Consider the following 17,248-nt stretch of genomic DNA (forward strand, 5'->3'; position numbering starts at 1 on the left):
CCGGTGGGGCGAGGTGGGGTGAGGGGCCCCGGTGGAAGGGGGAGTTCGGTGGCGCGAGGGGGTTCGGCAGGCGCGGGCGGGGGTCAGAGGCTCAGGCCGAAGAGGCGGGCGGCGTTGCGCCACAGCACCCGCTCCAACTCGTCCTCGGTGAAGTGCGCGTCACGGATCACGCCGAGCGAGACGCACGGGTCGACGAGGGTGGCGTCCGTCCCGAACAGGATGCGCTCCACCGGCACCCCGGCCTCGCGGGCGTACGCGACGCGGCCCGCGTCGGTGGCGGTGCGGCAGTGCTCCAGGTACAGCCGGTCGCAGGCGGCCGCGGCGTGCGCCGCCTCGCGCCAGGCGTCGCCGCCCGCGTGCCCCAGGATGACGCGCAGGCCGGGGCGGGCCTCGACCAGCTCCGGCAGGAGGGTGACCTCGGTGCCCCAGGTGTGCAGGAGGAGCGGCACGCCCGCCTCGGCGACCACGTCGAAGGCGGCGGCCATCTCGGGCGAGCCGGGCAGTCGGCCCGGGTAGTGGGTGTGGATCTTCGCGCCGACGAACCGTCCGGTGTCGAGGCAGCGCCGCAGGTCGGCGGCGCTCTCCTCGATGCGGTTCGGGTTGACGACGGCGTAGCCGAGGAGGCGGGGCCGGGTCGCGAGGGCCTTGTACAGGGCGGCGTTGCCGGCGACCGCGTCGTACACGACGGCCTCGGACGCGGAGACGAGCTGCAGGTCGATGCCGTACCGGTCCATCTGGCGGAGGTTGGTGTCGGCGTCGCCGGAGGTCAGGTGGAACGGCCAGTGGCCCACGTGGGCGTGCACATCGATGATCGGCATCAGACGAGCAGCTCCTCGACGTTCTTCGTGGCGATCGCGGCGCGGTCGTCGGCGGAGATGTCGGCGTACCGCAGCTTCAGCGTCTGGGGCGAGATGTCCATGAAGGGCGTGCGCGAGCCGAAGACGAGGTGGCGGGCGCCCACGGACTCGACGACCCGCTCGATGGAGTCGGGTCCGGAGAGCATCCGGGTGGTGGCCCGGAAGCCGGGTTCGTCCCGGGCGAGGAGGAGGAAGTCGGCGAGGAGGTACGCGTGGAGGTCGAGGAACACGACGTCGGCGCCCCGGCCGGTGAGCGGCGGGCCGAAGCGGCGCGGATCGCCGTCGTGGAGGAGGACCAGGCCGCGTTCGACGGCCAGCCGGACGACCCTGCGGTAACCGGGGAAGTCGGGTTCGGCGCCCTGGTCGACGGTGAACAGGCGCAGGAACCGGACGCCGGCGGCGGCCAGTTCGTCCAGGCGGGCCTCGGCGGTGAGGGCGTCGCGCACGTCGACCGTGCCGACGGGGCGGAGTTCGGGGCAGCCGGCGAGGTCGCGGAGCGTCTCGGCGTTGCCGCCCGCGTCGTCGAAGAGGGGGCCGCGCGTGGACAGCGCCAGCGCCCCGGCGACGGGTGACGCGGCGAGCCGGGCCCGCACCTCGGCCAGGGTCGTGTCGCGGTGGTGCCGGGGCCAGGGTCCGTACAGCACGTCGACGTCCCACCCGACGTGCTCCTCGGCCGTGGGCCGCAGCCACGCGTACCCGCTCACGCCTTCCCCCTCCCGTCGACTTGTGGACAGGGCCGAAACTAGAACGCGGAGGCGGCACCGTCAACGAGGCGTGGCCGCGCCCCGGCCGCCGCGCGCCCGGCGCCGCCCCCGGCGCGGGAGCCACGCGCCCACCGGGGCCACGCCCTTCGGAGGTCACGCGCCCACCGGGGGCCGCGCCCGCCGGGGGGCCGTGGCACGGGAGGCGGACCGGTGCCGGCCGGGGCCGCCCGCGTGGGTGCGCCGGCCGCCGGCGAAGAGCGAGCCGCCCCAGGGCGCGGGCCCGGGGGCTCGCGGACCCTGCGCACGGGGCCGCCCGGTACGACGACGGCCCGACCCGGTGATCAGGGCCCGCGGACCCTGCGCACGGGACCGTCCGCGGGGTCCCCGCCCCGCCCGGCCCCGCGGGCGGGCCCGGTGCCGGACCCGTCCGGTGAACGAACGGGTCGCGGTCCGTGGCGCCTCCTGCCCCCCGTGCCGCTGCCGCGTGCCGTGCCGCCGGTGCCCGTTCCGGCCTCCCCTTCGGAACGGGACCCCACGTTTGGCCCGGCGGGGCGGGAGCACCCGTCCCGGGTGACCCGAGGGTCCCGGGTGTCCCGGCCGGAGGAGGGAGGCCGTCGTGATCCTGGAAGAGGTCGTCCTGCCCGCGACGGACGGTTCCGCGCTCCGCGGTGACCTGGCGCTGCCCGCTTCGGTGCCGCTGATGGTGGTGTTCGCGCACGGCAGCGGGAGCTCCCGGCACAGCCCGCGCAACCAGGCCGTGGCCGGGGCGCTGCGGAAGGCGGGCATGGGCACGTTGTTGATGGACCTGCTCACGGAGCGGGAGGAGCGGCACGACCTGCTGACCGCCGAGTACCGGTTCGACGTCGACCTGCTGGCGTCGCGGGTCGTGTCCGCGGTCGACTGGCTCGCCGACGAGCCGGTGACGCGGTCGCTGGGGGTGGGGCTGTTCGGGGCGAGTACGGGAGCGGCGGCGGCGCTGCGGGGGGCGGCGGAACGCCCCGCGCGGGTGCGGTCGGTGGTGTCGCGCGGCGGGCGCCCGGACCTGGTGGGGGGCGCGCTGGCGCGGGTGGCGGCACCGGTCCTGCTGATCGTCGGCGGGGAGGACCCCGAGGTGCTGCGGCTGAACCGCGAGGCGGCCGGGCGGCTGGTGGCGCCGCACCGGGTGGAGGTCGTGCCCGGGGCCGGCCACCTCTTCGAGGAGCCGGGCGCGCTGGAGCACGTGGTCCGCGCCGCGCGGGAGTGGTTCCTGCGGCCGGGCGGCGAGGGGTTCGACGCGGGCGACGGGCAGCCGTGAGGCCGGGTGGCGGCCGGCCGGACGGCCGCCGCGGCGAGGAGGTCGTGATGGAGCTGCGGTTCGAGGACCGGCGGGACGCGGGGCGCCGGCTCGGTGAGCGGGTACGGGCGCGGGCGGCCGAGCGGCAGTGGCCCGACCCGGTCGTACTGGCCCTGCCGCGGGGCGGTGTCCCGGTCGGCGCGGAGGTGGCGCGGGCGCTCGGGGCGCCGCTGGACGTGCTGGTCGTGCGGAAGATCGGGCTGCCCGGCCGGCCGGAGGTCGGGATCGGGGCGATCGCCGGGGAGGCGCCGCCCCTCTTCGACGAGCGGGCGCTGGCGATGCTCGGCATCACCCCGGACGAGCTGGGCACCGACGTGGCCCGGGAACGCGCCGAGCTGCACCGGCGGGAGGCCCTGTACCGGCGCGGCGCCCCGGGACCGGACCTGCGGGACCGGACGGCCGTACTGGTCGACGACGGCCTGGCGACGGGCGTCACGGCCCGCGCGGCGGCGCGGCTGCTGCGGGGCGAGGAGCCCGCGCGGCTGGTGCTGGCCGTCCCCGTGGGCGACCGTCGGGCCGCGGCGGGGCTGCGTCCGGAGGTGGACGACCTGGTCTGCCTCTCCGAACCGGCGGACTTCCGCGCGGTGGGCCTCTGGTACGGGGACTTCGACCAGGTGCCGGACGACGAGGTGCTCCGGGTGCTGGCCGCCCTGTCCGCCCCGGACCGCCTCCGCCCCACCCGCCACCGCTGAACCCGGCCATCCGGCGCCCGGCGCGTCCGCGGGCATCGACCCGCAGGGTTCCGACCGGGAGCCGGGTGGCCGGGGAGCCAATGGGACGGGGAGGCGGTGGGACGGGGAGGCGGTGGGACGGGGAGGCGGTGGGACGGGGAGGCGGTGGGACGGGGAGGCGAGGGCACCCCGTCAGAGGGGGGCGGTTCGGGTGCTGCACCCGCCCGTGTGCGCCCGGCTCGCGCCGGCGGGCCGTACGAGGCCGATGTGCTCTGTTCGCGCCCTTCGGGGCGCTTGCGATGTTGGCATGCCCACGGAAGGGTGTGGGTGCCGGAGGGCGCGCCGTTCCAGCGCCCCGGACACTTTCCACCTCATTGAGGGAGAGTCCTCATGCGTTCCGTACGCCTTGCCGTCACCGCCGGACTCCTCGTCACGACCGGTGTCGTCTCCTCCCCTCCCGCCACCGCCGCGCCTGCCGCCGAGGAGGACCTGCTCACGCTCGTGTCCTGTCCGCTCGGTGATGAGGCGGTGAGGTTCCAGCCGGGCCTGACCTACGAGCCCAAGCCGACCAACGTCCACATCGAGGGGACGATGGGGCCGTGCGCCTCGCTGTCCAACCCCGAGATCGCCTACGCCACGTTCACCGTGAACGGATCAGGCACGGCCAGCTGCCTGACCGCCCAGTTCGACAGCACCATGGTCGTCGACTGGAACGACGGCCCCAACAGCGTCATCCGCTACAACCTCACCATCAACGCCAAACCCAACGGCGAATCGGTCTTCATCAGCGAAGGCGAAGTCGTCAGCGGACAGTTCGAAGGCGCCCAGGTGGTACGCACGACCGCGGACGTCACCCTGGAAGTCACCAAGTGCCTGACCGAGGACGGCCTGGAGCACGCCTCCGGCCCGGTCACCCTCACCCTCGCCGGCTGACACGCCCGCCACGAAAACCACCCGCGGCCCCGGCCACCACCGGTCGGCGGCGGCACCGCCGGGGCGCCACACCCCACCTCATCCGCACCGATCCGCTCCATCCGAAGGAGAACGATCATGCGTCGTCGGCTTGCCGCACTGTTACCCGCAGGTCTGCTGCTCACGCTCGGCATGGCAGGCGCTTCCCCCGCCTCGGCCTCCGCCGGCGCCTCGTCCTCGCTGGTGGACGTGTCATGTCCGCTGGGCACGCAGACCAGCACCTACCATCCCGGCCTCACCTACACCCCCCAGCAGACCACGTTCACCGCCAGCGGCAGCCTGGCGCCGTGCGTGTCGCCGACCCATCCCGAGATCGTCGGGGCGGACTTCACCGCCAGCGGGCACGGGGTGGCCAGCTGCACGGCCGCCGACTTCGAGGACACCGCCACCTACCGGTGGAACACCGGGCAGAGCAGCAAGGTCGAGGGGCGACTGACCATCAACCTCAAGCCGAACGGCCAGACGGTCCTGGTCCGTATCGGCACGGTCACCGGCGGCCTGTTCAAGGGCGCCACCGTCACCCAGACCAAGGTCCTGCCCGCGCTGAACCTCCTGGACTGCGCCACCGACGACGGCCTGGAACACGTCAGCGGACCCGTCAGCCTCACCGTCGTCCTGTAGACGACCGCGCGCACCCGGCAGCCGGGCCACCGCCTGGTCCCTTCGTGGGGCGGTCGCCCTCACCCCGCTGGTCGACCCGCCTGCCGCGTCGACTTCCGGAGGGCCTGGACGTCGCCGACCGGTGGCGTCCGACCCCGGTCCTCCCCGTCGCACCGCCCGGCTGTACGCCGTCCTGGTCCCGTCCGGGACGGATCGTTTCCGACGACGGTGCGACGCTTTGCGGGGAGTGGCGCGCAGCCGGTGCGCGCCCTCGGCCGGTCGTTGAGGACCGCGTGCGGCCGGCCCTCGTACCGGGGAATCACGCGAGCGGCAGGGTGGCCGCCGCCGCGGCCGGGTCCGGTCACGTCGTGTAGTCCGCGTTGACGCGGACGTAGCCGGCGGACAGGTCGCAGCCGTAGACCGTGGCTTCGGCGTCTCCCAGGCCCAGTGTGACGACGATGTCGACCTCGTCCCGGCGCATGAGGTCGACGAGCCGGTCGAGGGTGTCGGCCTCGGGCTCCTCGGGGTACACCTCGATGTCGCCGAACCGCACGGTGACGCGGTCCGGCGCGATGTCCGTGTCGTCGGTGTTCTTGCCGAGGGCCATCAGCACCCGGCCCCAGTTGGGGTCGGCGCCGTGGACGGCGGTCTTGACCAGGGGGGAGTTCACCACGCTCTTGGCGATGCGTTTCGCCTGTCCGTGGTCGCCGGCCTGGCCGACGGTGACGCGCAGGAGCTTGGTGGCGCCTTCGCCGTCACCGGCCATCTGCTGGGTGAGGTCCAGGCACAGGTCGGCGAGGACCTCGGAGAACCGCGCCGGATCGACCGGTCCCGCGGCACCGTTGGCGATGACCGCCACGGTGTCGGAGGTCGAGGTGTCCGTGTCGACGCTCAGGCAGTTGAACGTGCGGTCCACCGCTGCGCGCAACGCCCCGTCCAGGTCGGCCGGGGACAGCTCCGCGTCGGTGAACACGTAGGCCAGCATCGTGGCCATATCGGGTTCCAGCATGCCGACCCCCTTGGCGACGCCGACGACGCGGGCCTGCCCGACGGCCCGCACGGCGGTCTTCGGGCGGGTGTCGGTGGTCATCATCGCGCGGGCCACGTCCAGCGGTCCTGCCGTGAACGCGGCGAGGCCGCGCCGGGCCGTCCCGTCGAAGTGCGCACGGATGGTTCCCATCGGCAGGGGGCGTCCGATGACGCCGGTGGAGCCGATGAGCACCTCGCCCTCCGGGATGCCCAGGATCCCGGCGACGCGGCGGACGACCTCGGCGGCGTTCTCCTCGCCCTGGCGCCCGGTGGCGACGTTCGCGTTCTGCGCCAGCGTCGTCACCGCACGCAGGTTCCGCCCCGCGGCATGCGCGCGGCTGAGGAGTACGGCCGGGCCCGCGAAGAGGCTCCGGGTGAACATCGCGGCGCTGGTGGCCGGGCGTTCCGACGCGACGATCGAGATGTCGTCGCCGTGTTCGCGCAGTCCGCCGTGTCCCGTGTAGGCGCGGAAGCCCATGGGCCACGCCACGGGGTCGGAATCCCGAGTCAATGCATGATCATGCGTCATATGGCATACATTTGCAGTCTGGTGAGAGGCTGTCCATCCGTTTTCGAGCGCCGCCCCGGCCCCGTCCCGCCCCGCCCCGCCGCACGGCCCGGGTCGACCGGTTCACCACCCGCTTGCGACCGGTTGTCGCCGTTCACGGGGACGCCCCCGCGAGCTCCGGCCCGTCGGTGCGTCAGGCAGCGGACGGACCGTCCTGCTGCTCCCTCCGTCGGATCGCCGCCAGCGGAGGGAGGACCGCCCGGCTCTCCCGCTGGAACGCGCGGGAGAAGTCGCCCATCATCGCGGCGACCGGCGCGTGTCGGACGAGGAGCGCCGCGACCGACGCCGGAACCCCCTCGGGGAAGACCCCTCGGGCGCAGGCGCGCACGAACGCTTCGCGCTCCTCCGGTTCGTGTCCGTACAGGGCAAAGGCGAGCCAGTTCACCAGGTGCGTGGTCGTGTAGTGCCGGTCGTAGGCACGGTGCCGGTCGAAGAAGTCGGCCTCGTCCCGGGCGAGCTCGAAGCGGGGGGAGAGCGCGAGGCCGTAGTCGGTGAAGAAGATCTGCCGGCCGTTGGTCAGGATGTTCTCGAAGTGGGCGTCGAAGTGCAGCAGTCCGCGGGCGTTCATGAACGAGACGCCCGCTTCCAGCTCGCTGTCCACCATGGCGCAGGCCCGCTCGGCCGCCTCGCCACCGGCCCCGATCTCGACGCGCAACCAGTCGTGCAGGTTCTGCGGGACGTACTCCAGGAACAGTACGAGGCTCGCCGTGGACCGTTGGAGGGCCTCGATCCGGCGGCGCACCCCTGAACCGCCTCCCCAGTAGGCGACGGCCCGGTCCACATCGGCCAGTTCCTCGGGAAGCGGCCGGCCGGAGTCCGGCATCACCCGCCAGTGGTGCATCAGGGGGAAGCCCCCGTAGTCCCCCGCGACCACCCAGTTCGTCGTCATGGTGTGCGCGGCCAGCTCCCGCCAGGCCCCGAACCCCGGGCTGCCGACGGTGCCGATGCCGTAGTGGCAGAAGGCCGGGAGGTCGAAGAGGTTCGCGGTGGAGCGAACGTGCTCCGGCCGTCGCTCCAGATCGGTCAGCCGCACCTGTTTGACGAAGACCGGGGTTCCCTCGACCTCCAGCAGGACCGTCTCCCCTCCGATGCCCGACCCGAGCCGTGTGCCGGCGTCCACCAACTCGCGCAGTCCGCGGTCGCTGCGCAGCGCCAGCGACGTGGAAACGGCGCCGTGGGCGGCCAGACGGGCACCGCGGGACGTGTCGGGGATCTCCATCTGTGCCTCCAGCCGCGCCCCGCCCCTTGTGCCGCGGCGTCAGCGGACACCGGGACGGGGACCCGAACCACCCTCCCACGCCGGAGCCGGAGCCGGAGCCGGCGCGGTGCGGCGCGGTGCGGCGCAACCCGACTGCCTCCGGCGGCTGTTGCAGCAGGGGGACGGTGGCCGGAGGGTACGCCGAGGCTCCCGCTCACTTGGTCACCCGTGCCGTCCGCCGTGGGCCACGAGCGCCACCGGCCGCCCCGCCGGTCCGCTGCGACGCCACCTGACGGCGATACGACCCGGGTCGCGGATCCCGCCGTCCGGAGGATCGCAGTGATCGCCCCGGCCGTGCCGCGCCACGCCCGGCGCCCGGCCGACGCGGTCGGCGGCGACGACGTGTCCGCATCCGCCGTCTGCCGTCCGCCGTCTGCCGTCCGCCGCCGGCGCGACGAGCCGCTCGTCCCGCTCGCCGCGCGGACGACGACGTACGCGGCCCTGTCGTCGTCACCGGTTCCGCAGCCGGCCGTCCACAGCCGGCGCGAGCGCTCCGAGAACCAGGCGCCCCGGCCCTTGGGCCTGCGGTTCCACGGTGGCGCAGGCGCACGGCCCCTGCCGGGCTCCCGAGTCGGCCCGTGGTCCCCGCGCGGCCTTCGCGGGTCCGCGCGGCCCCGGTGCCCACGCGGTGGCCGCACCCGCTCCCGGCCGGGTCCGTGACGGGGCCGCGGACCCGACCGGACCCGACCTCACGGGTCAATACACCTAGCCCTGCGGGGGCGGCTCGTGCGGCGGCACCGTCACGGCGGTGACCGCGAGGGCCCCGTCGACGGCCCACCGTCCGGTGAACCCCTCCGCCGGCACCCGCGGGTCGTGCGCCAGGAGCCGCGCCACGAACGTCCCGTCGGCCGCGAAGACCAGCTCGGCCTCGTCGTGGCCCAGCCAGCGGCGGGTCAGCGGGAACCACGCCTTGTACACCGATTCCTTCGCACTGAACAGCAGCCGGTCCCAGTGGACGCCGGGCCGTACCCGGGCCAGCTCCGCGAGGTGCTCCCGCTCGCCCTCTGACGCGACCAGGCCCAGGACGCCGTCCGGCAGCGGCAGGTGCTCCTCGGCGTCGATCCCGAGGGACCGCAGGTCGGTGTCGCGCGCCACGGCCGCCGCCCGGTAGCCCTGGCAGTGCGTCATGCTGCCGACGATCCCGTCCGGCCACACCGGCGCCCCGCGCTCGCCGCGCGGTATCGGTACGGGCCCGATGCCCAGCCCGGCGAGGGCCCGACGCGCGCACCACCGGGCGGTGGTGAACTCCCGGCGCCGCTTGTCCACCGCGCGGCTCACCTCCTCGGCCTCCGTGCCGAGCAGCGGCAGGTCGGGCGGGTCGTGGAAGGCCTCGGCGACGGACACCCCGGACGGCAGCAGCAGGTCGATCACAGACGTTCGTCCCCCCATGGCACGGCGGTGGCGCCCCGGCGGGGCGCCTTCGCACACGGACACGCGTACCGATTGTTCAGATCATTATCTGAACGGATGAAAACACTGGGCGTCTTGCGGTGGCGCCCCCCGGTGATGGAAGGGATCACGCGGCAGTGACCCCACCACCCCCAGGGAGTGAACCATGCTGTGCGAGCAGGGAAGAAGACCCGGCCGCCGGGGCGTCCTCACCGTCTGCGTCCAGATCGTCGCCGCGGCCGCCCTGATCGGTTCCGCCGCGCCCGGCGCCGGGGCGGCCGACACCGGGGCGACCGACGCGCGGACGTGCTTCGGCGCTGCGGCCACCACCCCCGGCACCACGGGCACGCCCGGTGACGACGTGATCGTCGGCACACCGGGCGCGGACGTGATCGACGGCGGCGGGGGCGACGACGTGGTCTGCGGCGGAGGCGGCGACGACCGCCTCACCGGCGGCACGGGCGACGACCGGCTGTTCGGCGACGCCGGGGACGACCGGCTGGACGGCGGTGCGGGCCACGACGTCCTGGTCGGCGACCACGGGGCGAGGGCCGGCGACACGACCGGTCCGGCCGGCGCCGACCGGCTGGACGGCGGTCCGGGCGTGGACACGGTGGTGGGCGACGCCTACGCCCCGCAGGGCACCGCCTCCGGCGCCTCCCCCGACGTGCTCCTCGGCGGCCCGGACGACGACTCGCTGGTCGGTGACAGCCGCGGCGAGCACGCGACCGGCGGCGGCGACGACATCCTGGAGGGCGGGGAGGGCCACGACAGCCTCGTCGGTGACGCGCTCGGCGTGTACGGGGCGTCCGGGGCCGGCGACGACGTCCTGCGGGAGGGGCCCGGCGAGTTCGGTGACGCGACCGGGGACAGCGCCGCCCAGGCGGGGGGCGCCCGGGGCGCGGGCGGTGACGACTTCATCGACCTGGGCGAGGACGGCGGCTTCGGCGCGTGGGGCGACCACAACGCGCCCACCGGCACGGCGGTCGGCTCCGGCGACGACCGGATCCTGGGCGGCTCGGCGGCCGAGTACGTCCTCGCCGGGGACAGCGCCTTCGGCGACCCCGCCGGCGCGACGGGCGGGAAGGACCTGGTGCAGGGCCGCGGCGGCGACGACCGGCTGTTCGGCGACAACGTCGACGGCGCCACCTTCGCGTCGGCCGCCGCGGGCGGCTCGGCCGACCGCATCGAGGGCGGTGCGGGGGACGACCTGCTGCGCGGCGGCCCCGCCGACGACCGCCAGGACGGCGCGGTCGGCAGGGACGACTGCGACGGCGAGGCCGGCGCCGACACCGAGATCGCCTGCGAGACCTGACGCGCCGGGACCGGACGCGCGCCGGCCGTGCCGGGGCCGGACACACGCCGGACGCGTCGGGACCGGCCGTGCGCCCGTCGGCACGGGAACCGGCCCGGACGGCCCGAACCGCTCGGCCGGGCCTGCCCGGACCGGGCGGCCCGAGCCGGACCGGCCGGTCCGGGCAGCCCCGGCCGGGCGGCGCCGCCGCGGTGCGGTCCGCCCCGGGGCCCGCGTCGCGTCAGGTGATGTTCTTCTTCGCGGCCTCCGGCCCCAGTTCCGTCTCGCCCTCCTCGGCGCTCCGCTCGCCCTCCGCCTGGGACGGGGTCGACCGGGCCACGTCGGGGTGCTCCTCGGCACCGGGATCCCGCTCCCGCTCGCCCTCCGCCTGGGACGGGGTGGGGTAGCCCCACGGGTCGCTCGTGCGGTCGCTGCTCATGTCTCGCCTCCGGGAATTCGCCGGGTTCCACCCGCCCCGGCACGGGGCGGCGGAGGCACGGGTACCCGGGCCGGCGGCTTCCCCACCCCCTCACCTCCGGTCACTTCCGCCCCTCACCCCGGGCCGCTTCCGCGCCCCCCGCCCCGGATCACCTCCGCGCGGCGATCAGCCGCCGGTACCAGTGGTAGCTGTCCTTCGGGGTGCGCCGCTGCGTCGCGTAGTCCACGTGGACGATGCCGAAGCGCTTGCTGTAGCCGTGGGCCCATTCGAAGTTGTCGAGGAGCGACCACACGTAGTAGCCGCGCACGTCGACGCCGTCCGCGAGGGCGGCGGCCACGGCGCGCAGGTGCCCGTCGAGGTAGGAGATCCGGTCGGTGTCGTGCACCGTGCCGTCGGGGGCGGGCTCGTCGTGCTCGGCCGATCCGTTCTCGGTGATGTGGATCGGCGGGAGGGCGTCGCCGTAGCGGTCCCGCAGGGAGACCAGCAGCGCGTGCAGGGTGTGCGGGGCGACGGGCCAGTCCATGGCGGTGTGGCGGACGCCCGGCATGCCGACGGCGGCGAACCGGTTGTCGTCGGCGGTGCGCAGCCGCGGGTCCGGCTCGCGGTGGGGGGCGTCGCGGACGACGGCCGGCGTGTAGTAGTTGATGCCGAGGAAGTCCATCGGCGCGGAGATCAGTTCGAGGTCGCCGGGGCGGCGGAACGTCTGCCGGGTGATCAGCTCGCCCCAGGTGTCCTCCTCGGACTCCGGGTAACGGCCCGCCAGCAGGGGCTCGGTCCAGACGAGGTTGCGCTGCGTCTCGGCGCGCAGGGCGGCGGCGGTGTCCTCGGGGCCGGGGGTCGCGGGGGTGACGTGGTCGGGGTTGAGGGTGATCCCGGCCTCCCGCACGCCGGCGGCGCGCAGGGCGCCCATGGCGTGGCCGTGCCCGACGAGCAGGTGGTGGGCGGCGGCGAGGGCGGGGGTGCCCTCGCGGGCCCCGGGGGCGTGGTGGCCGTTGGCGTAGCCGAGGAAGGCGCTGCACCACGGTTCGTTGAGGGTGATCCAGCGGGGCACGCGGTCCGCGAGGGCCTCCGCGACCACGGAGGCGTACTCCGCGAACCGCAGCGCCGTGTCCCGGTTCCGCCAGCCGCCCCGGTCCTCCAGGGCCTGGGGCAGGTCCCAGTGGTAGAGGGTGACGGCCGGTTCGACACCGGCCTCCAGGAGGCGGTCGACGAGGCGCGCGTAGAAGTCGAGCCCGGCGGGGTTGGCGGGGCCCGTGCCGGTCGGCTGGACGCGGGGCCAGGCGATGGAGAAGCGGTACGAGTCGACGCCCAGCTCCTTGAGCAGGGCGATGTCCTCGGCGTGGCGGTGGTAGTGGTCGCAGGCGGTGTCACCGGAGTCGCCGCCGTCGACGCGGCCGGGGAGCCGCACGAAGGTGTCCCAGATGGAGTCCCCGCGCCCGCCCTCGCGGACGGCGCCCTCGATCTGGTACGCGGCGGTCGCGGTGCCGAAGACGAAGTGGCGGGGGAAGGAGGGGAAGTCGGTCATCGGGGTGTCGGTGCCCTTCGAGCGGTGGGGACGGCCCTCCGATACTGAACCGATCAAGTGGCGTCGTAAAGGGTGGTCCGACCAATGGGAGAGGGATTTACTAAACCTATGCTGAACTCCGCCGACCGGCTAGACAACGTTGTCACCTTCCAGGCACAGTGATCCCTCGCGGGGCGCCCGGCCCCGCGCTACCCGTGACGAAAGGCTGACGCGATGGTGTACGGGGCTCTGGACATCGGCGGTACGAAGATCGCCGGGGCGCTCGTCGACCCGGAGGGCCGTCTCGTGGCCCGGGCGCAGCGGCCGACGCCCGCCCGCGAGCCGGCCGAGGCGCTGATGGGAGCCGTCACCGCCGTCCTGGACGAGCTCTCCGCGCACCCGGCCTGGGCGTCCCTGGACCGCGTGGGGATCGCCTGCGCGGGCCCGGTCGACACGGCCGCCGGGACCGTCAGCCCGGTCAACATCGCCGGGTGGCGCGCGTTCCCGCTGGTCGAGCGGGTGCGGACCCATCCGCGGATGCCCGCCGGCATACGGCCGGTGCTGGTCGGCGACGCAGTCGCCATGACCGCCGCCGAGCACTGGATGGGCGCGGCGCGGGGCAGGGACAACGCGCTGTGCATGGTGGTGTCCACGGGCGTCGGCGGCGGGCTCGTCCTCGACGGGCGGCTGCACACCGGCCCCTCGGGCAACGCCGGGCACATCGGCCACATCTCCGTGGACCTCGACGGCGATCCGTGCCCGTGCGGCGCGCGCGGGTGCGTGGAGGGCCTGGCGAGCGGTACGGCGATCGCCGCCCGCGCCCTGGCCGCCGGGTGGACGCCTCCCCCGGGCACCGCGGCGACCGCCGCCGCCGTCGCGGACGCCGCCCGCGCGGGCGACGCGACGGCCCGGGCCGCGTACGACCGGGCCGCGCAGGCCCTGGCCGCCGGGATCGCGGCGACCATCACCCTCGTCGAGCTGGACGTGGTGGTCATCGGCGGGGGCGTGGCGCAGGCCGGTGACACGCTGTTCGCCCCGCTGCGGCGGTGGCTGGACGCGTACGCGGTGCTGGGCTTCGCGCGCGGCGTGCCGGTCGTCCCCGCGGAACTGGCCCTCGACGCCGGGCTCATCGGCGCGGCGGCCGCGGCGGCCCGCACCGGATCCGTCCCCGCGCCGCGCGTACCGGCGGGCTGACCGCGCCCGCCGGCGGGCCGGCCCCCGGCCCGCCCTGCCCGTAGTTCCCCGTCTCCCCCCTCCCTCCCGCCGCCCCGGGTGGCACGTCCCTCGGCCGGCCGGTCGAAAGGAACCCACCCGTGGACCTCCTCAGCAACACCGTCCGCCCCTACGCCTGGGGCTCCCCCACCGCGCTGCCCGAACTGATGGGGACCGTCCCCGACGGCACGCCGCAGGCGGAGCTGTGGATGGGCGCCCACCCCGCGGCCCCCTCCCGGGTGTCGCGCGGGGGCCGCCCGTCGCCGCTCGACGAGGTCATCGCCGCCGACCCCGGTGCCGAGCTGGGCGACGCGACCGTGCGCCGGTTCGGGCCGCGGCTGCCGTTCCTGCTCAAGCTCCTCGCGGCCGACGCGCCCCTGTCGCTCCAGGTGCACCCCGACGCGGCGCAGGCGGCGGCCGGTTACGCGCGCGAGAACGCCGCCGGCGTCCCCCTCGACGCGCCGCACCGCACCTACCGGGACGCCCACCACAAGCCGGAGATGATCGTCGCGCTCAGCCCGTTCGAGGGCCTGTGCGGCTTCCGTCCGGCCCGCGAGTGCGCCGAGCTCCTCGACACCCTCGGGGTGGCCGGCCTCGCCCCGTACGCGCACGCCCTGCGCTCCGGCACCGAGGAGGACGCCCTGCGCGAGGTGTTCTCCGCGTTCCTCACCTCCCCCGACCCGGCCCTGCTCGCCGAGGTCACCCGCGCGCTGGGGCGCGTGGCGCGGGGCGGGGGCGCGTGGGGGCGGGAGTGCGCGGTCTACGAGGACGTGGCCCGCGTCCACCCCGGCGACCCGGGGGTGCTCGCCGCCCTGATGGTGCGACAGGTCCGGCTCGCCCCCGGCGAGGCGCTGTTCCTGGGGGCGGGGGTGCCGCACGCGTACCTGCGGGGGCTCGGCGTGGAGGTCATGGCCGGCTCGGACAACGTGCTGCGCTGCGGGCTGACGACCAAGCACGTGGACGTGGAGGAGCTGTTGCGCGTGGTGCGCTTCGCCGCCGGGCCGTCCGGCGCCGTGCGCCCGGTGGTCCTCGACGGGGGCGAGGAGGTCTACCCGGCGCCGGTCGACGACTTCCGGCTGTCCCGGCTCCGGCCGGGCACGGCCCGCGCCGCGCACCACCTCGACGGGGCCGGCCCGCAGATCCTCGTGTGCACCCACGGCCGCGTCCGACTGGCGGGTCGGGAGGGCGAACTCGACCTCGGGCCGGGCGCCTCGGCGTACGTCCCGGCCGGCGAGGAGATCGAGGTGACCGGGGACGGAACGGTCTTCAGGGCCACCGCCACGGCGGGATGAAACACCCCGACCGGACATCCGGAACACCTCCGCAAGGTGAACGACAACTAAACTTAACCGGTTTCGCCCCAACGGTTGTCCCGGTCGTGACTGCGTTCTAGCCTCTCTTCCAGTCGCCGGTCGGACCATGAACCACCGTCGGTCACACGCCCTTTACCCGGGGCGCGTGCCGCGTTCCCCGCCGGCGCCCGCTCCCCCGCTGTCCGGTCTTGGAGCCGCAATCTCGGACCGGACAGCGGGAATCCATCCCGGCTCTCCGACGCACCATTTTCGTGAATGCGCGACACCCACCGGACATTCTCCGCCCCCAAGCACCTCCGGGGAATGTCCGCGGGGGCCGGGAGCACAGCCCCGCAAGGGAACCGCCAGCCGTACGCCGGGAACGCACGCGTCCGCGGCGTACGTGCGACCACGTTGGGAGCAAGCGATGAGAAACAGACTGGCCACCGCGGCGGGAGCGCTGCTGGCCATGGCGGCCTCGGTGTTCACCGCCCCCTCCGCCGCCCAGGCGGCCGACGCCGGGGCGACTGCGGCACCGGGCTTCCAGGTCAGCGACGGCCGACTGCTGGACGCGAACGGCAACGACTTCGTCATGCGCGGCGTCAACCACGCCCACGCCTGGTACACGGCCACGACGCCGAAGGCCCTGAAGGACGTCAAGGCGCTCGGCGCCAACACGGTCCGCGTCGTCCTCGCCACGGGCGACCGCTGGACGAAGAACGACACCGCCGACGTGGCGGCCGTCGTCGCCCAGTGCAAGGAGAACCGGCTCGTCTGCGTCCTGGAGGCGCACGACACGACCGGGTACGGCGAGCAGGCCGGCGCGGTGTCGCTGGACCGCGCCGTGGACTACTGGGTCAGTGTGCAGAGCGCCCTCAAGGGCCAGGAGAAGTACGTCGTCCTGAACATCGGGAACGAGCCGCACGGCAATTCCGGATACACGGCGTGGACCTCGGACACGTCCGCCGCGATCAACCGGCTCCGCACCGCCGGATTCACCCACACCCTGATGGTGGACGGCCCGAACTGGGGCCAGGACTGGTCCTTCACCATGCGGGACAACGCCCAGCGGGTGTTCTCCGCCGACCCGGCGCGGAACACGGTGTTCTCCATCCACATGTACGGCGTGTTCGACACGGCGGCCGAGGTGCGGGACTACCTGAACCGGTTTGTCTCCGCCCGACTGCCGATCGTCGTCGGCGAGTTCGGCCACGACCACTCCGACGGCAACCCCGACGAGAACGCGATCATGGCCACCACCGAGGAGCTCGGCCTCGGCTACCTGGGGTGGTCGTGGAGCGGCAACGGCGGCGGCGTCGAGTACCTCGACATGGCCCTCGGCTTCGACCCCTCCCGCCTCTCCTCGTGGGGCGAGCGGATCTTCAACGGCGCGAACGGCATCAAGGCGACCTCCCGCGAGGCGAGCGTCTACTCCGGCGGCGGCGGTGGCGACACCAAGGCCCCCACCGCGCCGGGCACCCCGACCGCGTCGGACGTCCGTTCCACCAGCGTGACGCTCGGCTGGGCGGCCTCCACCGACGACACGGCGGTCACCGCGTACGACGTGGTGCGCCTCGACGGCACCGCGGAGACCCGCGTCGCGACGGCCGCCGTGAACAGCGCGACCGTCACCGGCCTGACGCCGTCCACCGCGTACTCCTTCGCCGTCTACGCCCGCGACGCCGCCGGCAACCGCTCCGCGCGCTCCGCCCCGGTCGCCGTCACCACGGCGCCGGCGCAGTCCACGGGCGCCTGCGCGGTCACGTACCGGATGAACGAGTGGAGCGGCGGCTTCAACGCCGACGTGACCATCCGCAACACCGGGACGACGGCCGTCAAGGGCTGGCAGCTCGACTTCGCCTTCCCCGGCTCCCAGACGGTGCACTCCGCCTGGAACGCCAAGGTCGTCCAGCAGGGCACCCAGGTCCGGGCCACCCCCGAGTCGTGGACCGAGACCATCCCGGCGGGCGGCTCGGTGAGCTTCGGCATCAACGCCTCGTTCACCGGTACGAACGGCGTGCCGGCCGCCTTCACCCTCAACGGCGCCCCCTGCGCCAAGGGCTGACCCGGCGCCGCGGAAGCCGGGTACGACCAAGGGCCGCGCCCCCTCCGGGGCGCGGCCCTCC

15 protein-coding genes are annotated in these 17,248 nt (G+C 75.0%); 8 read left to right on the forward strand and 7 right to left on the reverse strand.

What is annotated here, in order from left to right; all coding sequences use genetic code 11:
- Positions 1–83 precede the first annotated feature (83 nt).
- Positions 84–818: an amidohydrolase family protein gene (locus AC07D6_RS10965; RefSeq protein WP_315879272.1), complete on the reverse strand. Its 735-nt coding sequence runs from the start codon at positions 816–818 to the stop codon at positions 84–86.
- A complete protein-coding gene (locus AC07D6_RS10970) occupies positions 818–1,561 on the reverse strand; it encodes an amidohydrolase family protein (RefSeq protein WP_315879273.1) in 744 nt (247 codons plus the stop codon). Before AC07D6_RS10970 ends, AC07D6_RS10965 begins: the two co-directional genes overlap by 1 nt.
- Before the next feature lie 616 nt (positions 1,562–2,177).
- Between AC07D6_RS10970 and AC07D6_RS10975 the strand changes: the two genes are divergently transcribed.
- The 4 genes from AC07D6_RS10975 (at position 2,178) to AC07D6_RS10990 (ending at position 5,158) form a co-directional block, all read left to right on the forward strand.
- On the forward strand, positions 2,178–2,855 hold the full coding sequence (locus tag AC07D6_RS10975) for a dienelactone hydrolase family protein (protein ID WP_479043388.1): 678 nt from the start codon (positions 2,178–2,180) through the stop codon (positions 2,853–2,855).
- A gap of 53 nt (positions 2,856–2,908) precedes the next feature.
- Positions 2,909–3,586, forward strand: coding sequence for a phosphoribosyltransferase (locus AC07D6_RS10980; RefSeq protein ID WP_479043563.1), 678 nt, complete (start codon positions 2,909–2,911; stop codon positions 3,584–3,586).
- 369 nt (positions 3,587–3,955) lie between these two features.
- Entirely contained in the window at positions 3,956–4,498 is a 543-nt protein-coding gene (locus tag AC07D6_RS10985) for a hypothetical protein (protein WP_479043389.1), read from the forward strand.
- 117 nt (positions 4,499–4,615) lie between these two features.
- Positions 4,616–5,158: a hypothetical protein gene (locus tag AC07D6_RS10990; RefSeq protein WP_479043390.1), complete on the forward strand. Its 543-nt coding sequence runs from the start codon at positions 4,616–4,618 to the stop codon at positions 5,156–5,158.
- 340 nt (positions 5,159–5,498) lie between these two features.
- On the opposite strand, the gene argJ is transcribed toward AC07D6_RS10990, so the two are convergent.
- From argJ to AC07D6_RS11005, 3 genes are all read right to left on the reverse strand, one after another.
- A complete protein-coding gene (gene argJ / locus AC07D6_RS10995) occupies positions 5,499–6,695 on the reverse strand; it encodes a bifunctional glutamate N-acetyltransferase/amino-acid acetyltransferase ArgJ (protein ID WP_479043391.1) in 1,197 nt (398 codons plus the stop codon).
- A 172-nt stretch (positions 6,696–6,867) separates the two neighbouring features.
- Complete coding sequence (locus AC07D6_RS11000) at positions 6,868–7,953, reverse strand: protein kinase family protein (RefSeq protein WP_479043392.1); 1,086 nt, start codon at positions 7,951–7,953, stop codon at positions 6,868–6,870.
- 744 nt (positions 7,954–8,697) lie between these two features.
- On the reverse strand, positions 8,698–9,363 hold the full coding sequence (locus tag AC07D6_RS11005; RefSeq protein WP_479043394.1) for a 4'-phosphopantetheinyl transferase family protein: 666 nt from the start codon (positions 9,361–9,363) through the stop codon (positions 8,698–8,700).
- A 184-nt stretch (positions 9,364–9,547) separates the two neighbouring features.
- On the opposite strand from AC07D6_RS11005, the gene AC07D6_RS11010 reads away from it, so the two are divergent.
- A complete protein-coding gene (locus AC07D6_RS11010; RefSeq protein WP_479043395.1) occupies positions 9,548–10,696 on the forward strand; it encodes a calcium-binding protein in 1,149 nt (382 codons plus the stop codon).
- A gap of 220 nt (positions 10,697–10,916) precedes the next feature.
- Here the strand turns inward: AC07D6_RS11010 and AC07D6_RS11015 are convergent, their stop codons facing one another.
- Positions 10,917–11,114, reverse strand: coding sequence for a hypothetical protein (locus AC07D6_RS11015; RefSeq protein WP_479043397.1), 198 nt, complete (start codon positions 11,112–11,114; stop codon positions 10,917–10,919).
- A 148-nt stretch (positions 11,115–11,262) separates the two neighbouring features.
- Positions 11,263–12,639 (reverse strand): GH1 family beta-glucosidase, encoded by a 1,377-nt coding sequence (locus AC07D6_RS11020; RefSeq protein ID WP_479043399.1) that lies wholly within the window; start codon positions 12,637–12,639, stop codon positions 11,263–11,265.
- Between the two features lie 213 nt (positions 12,640–12,852).
- On the opposite strand from AC07D6_RS11020, the gene AC07D6_RS11025 reads away from it, so the two are divergent.
- The 3 genes from AC07D6_RS11025 to AC07D6_RS11035 all read left to right on the forward strand — a co-directional run bounded on the left by AC07D6_RS11025 (position 12,853) and on the right by AC07D6_RS11035 (position 17,187).
- Complete coding sequence (locus AC07D6_RS11025; RefSeq protein ID WP_315879279.1) at positions 12,853–13,812, forward strand: ROK family protein; 960 nt, start codon at positions 12,853–12,855, stop codon at positions 13,810–13,812.
- Between the two features lie 119 nt (positions 13,813–13,931).
- Positions 13,932–15,122: a mannose-6-phosphate isomerase, class I gene (gene manA / locus AC07D6_RS11030; protein ID WP_479043400.1), complete on the forward strand. Its 1,191-nt coding sequence runs from the start codon at positions 13,932–13,934 to the stop codon at positions 15,120–15,122.
- Between the two features lie 427 nt (positions 15,123–15,549).
- Complete coding sequence (locus AC07D6_RS11035; RefSeq protein ID WP_479043401.1) at positions 15,550–17,187, forward strand: cellulase family glycosylhydrolase; 1,638 nt, start codon at positions 15,550–15,552, stop codon at positions 17,185–17,187.
- Positions 17,188–17,248 lie beyond the last annotated feature (61 nt).

It is taken from the genome of Streptomyces sp. NPDC045287 (assembly GCF_056432325.1).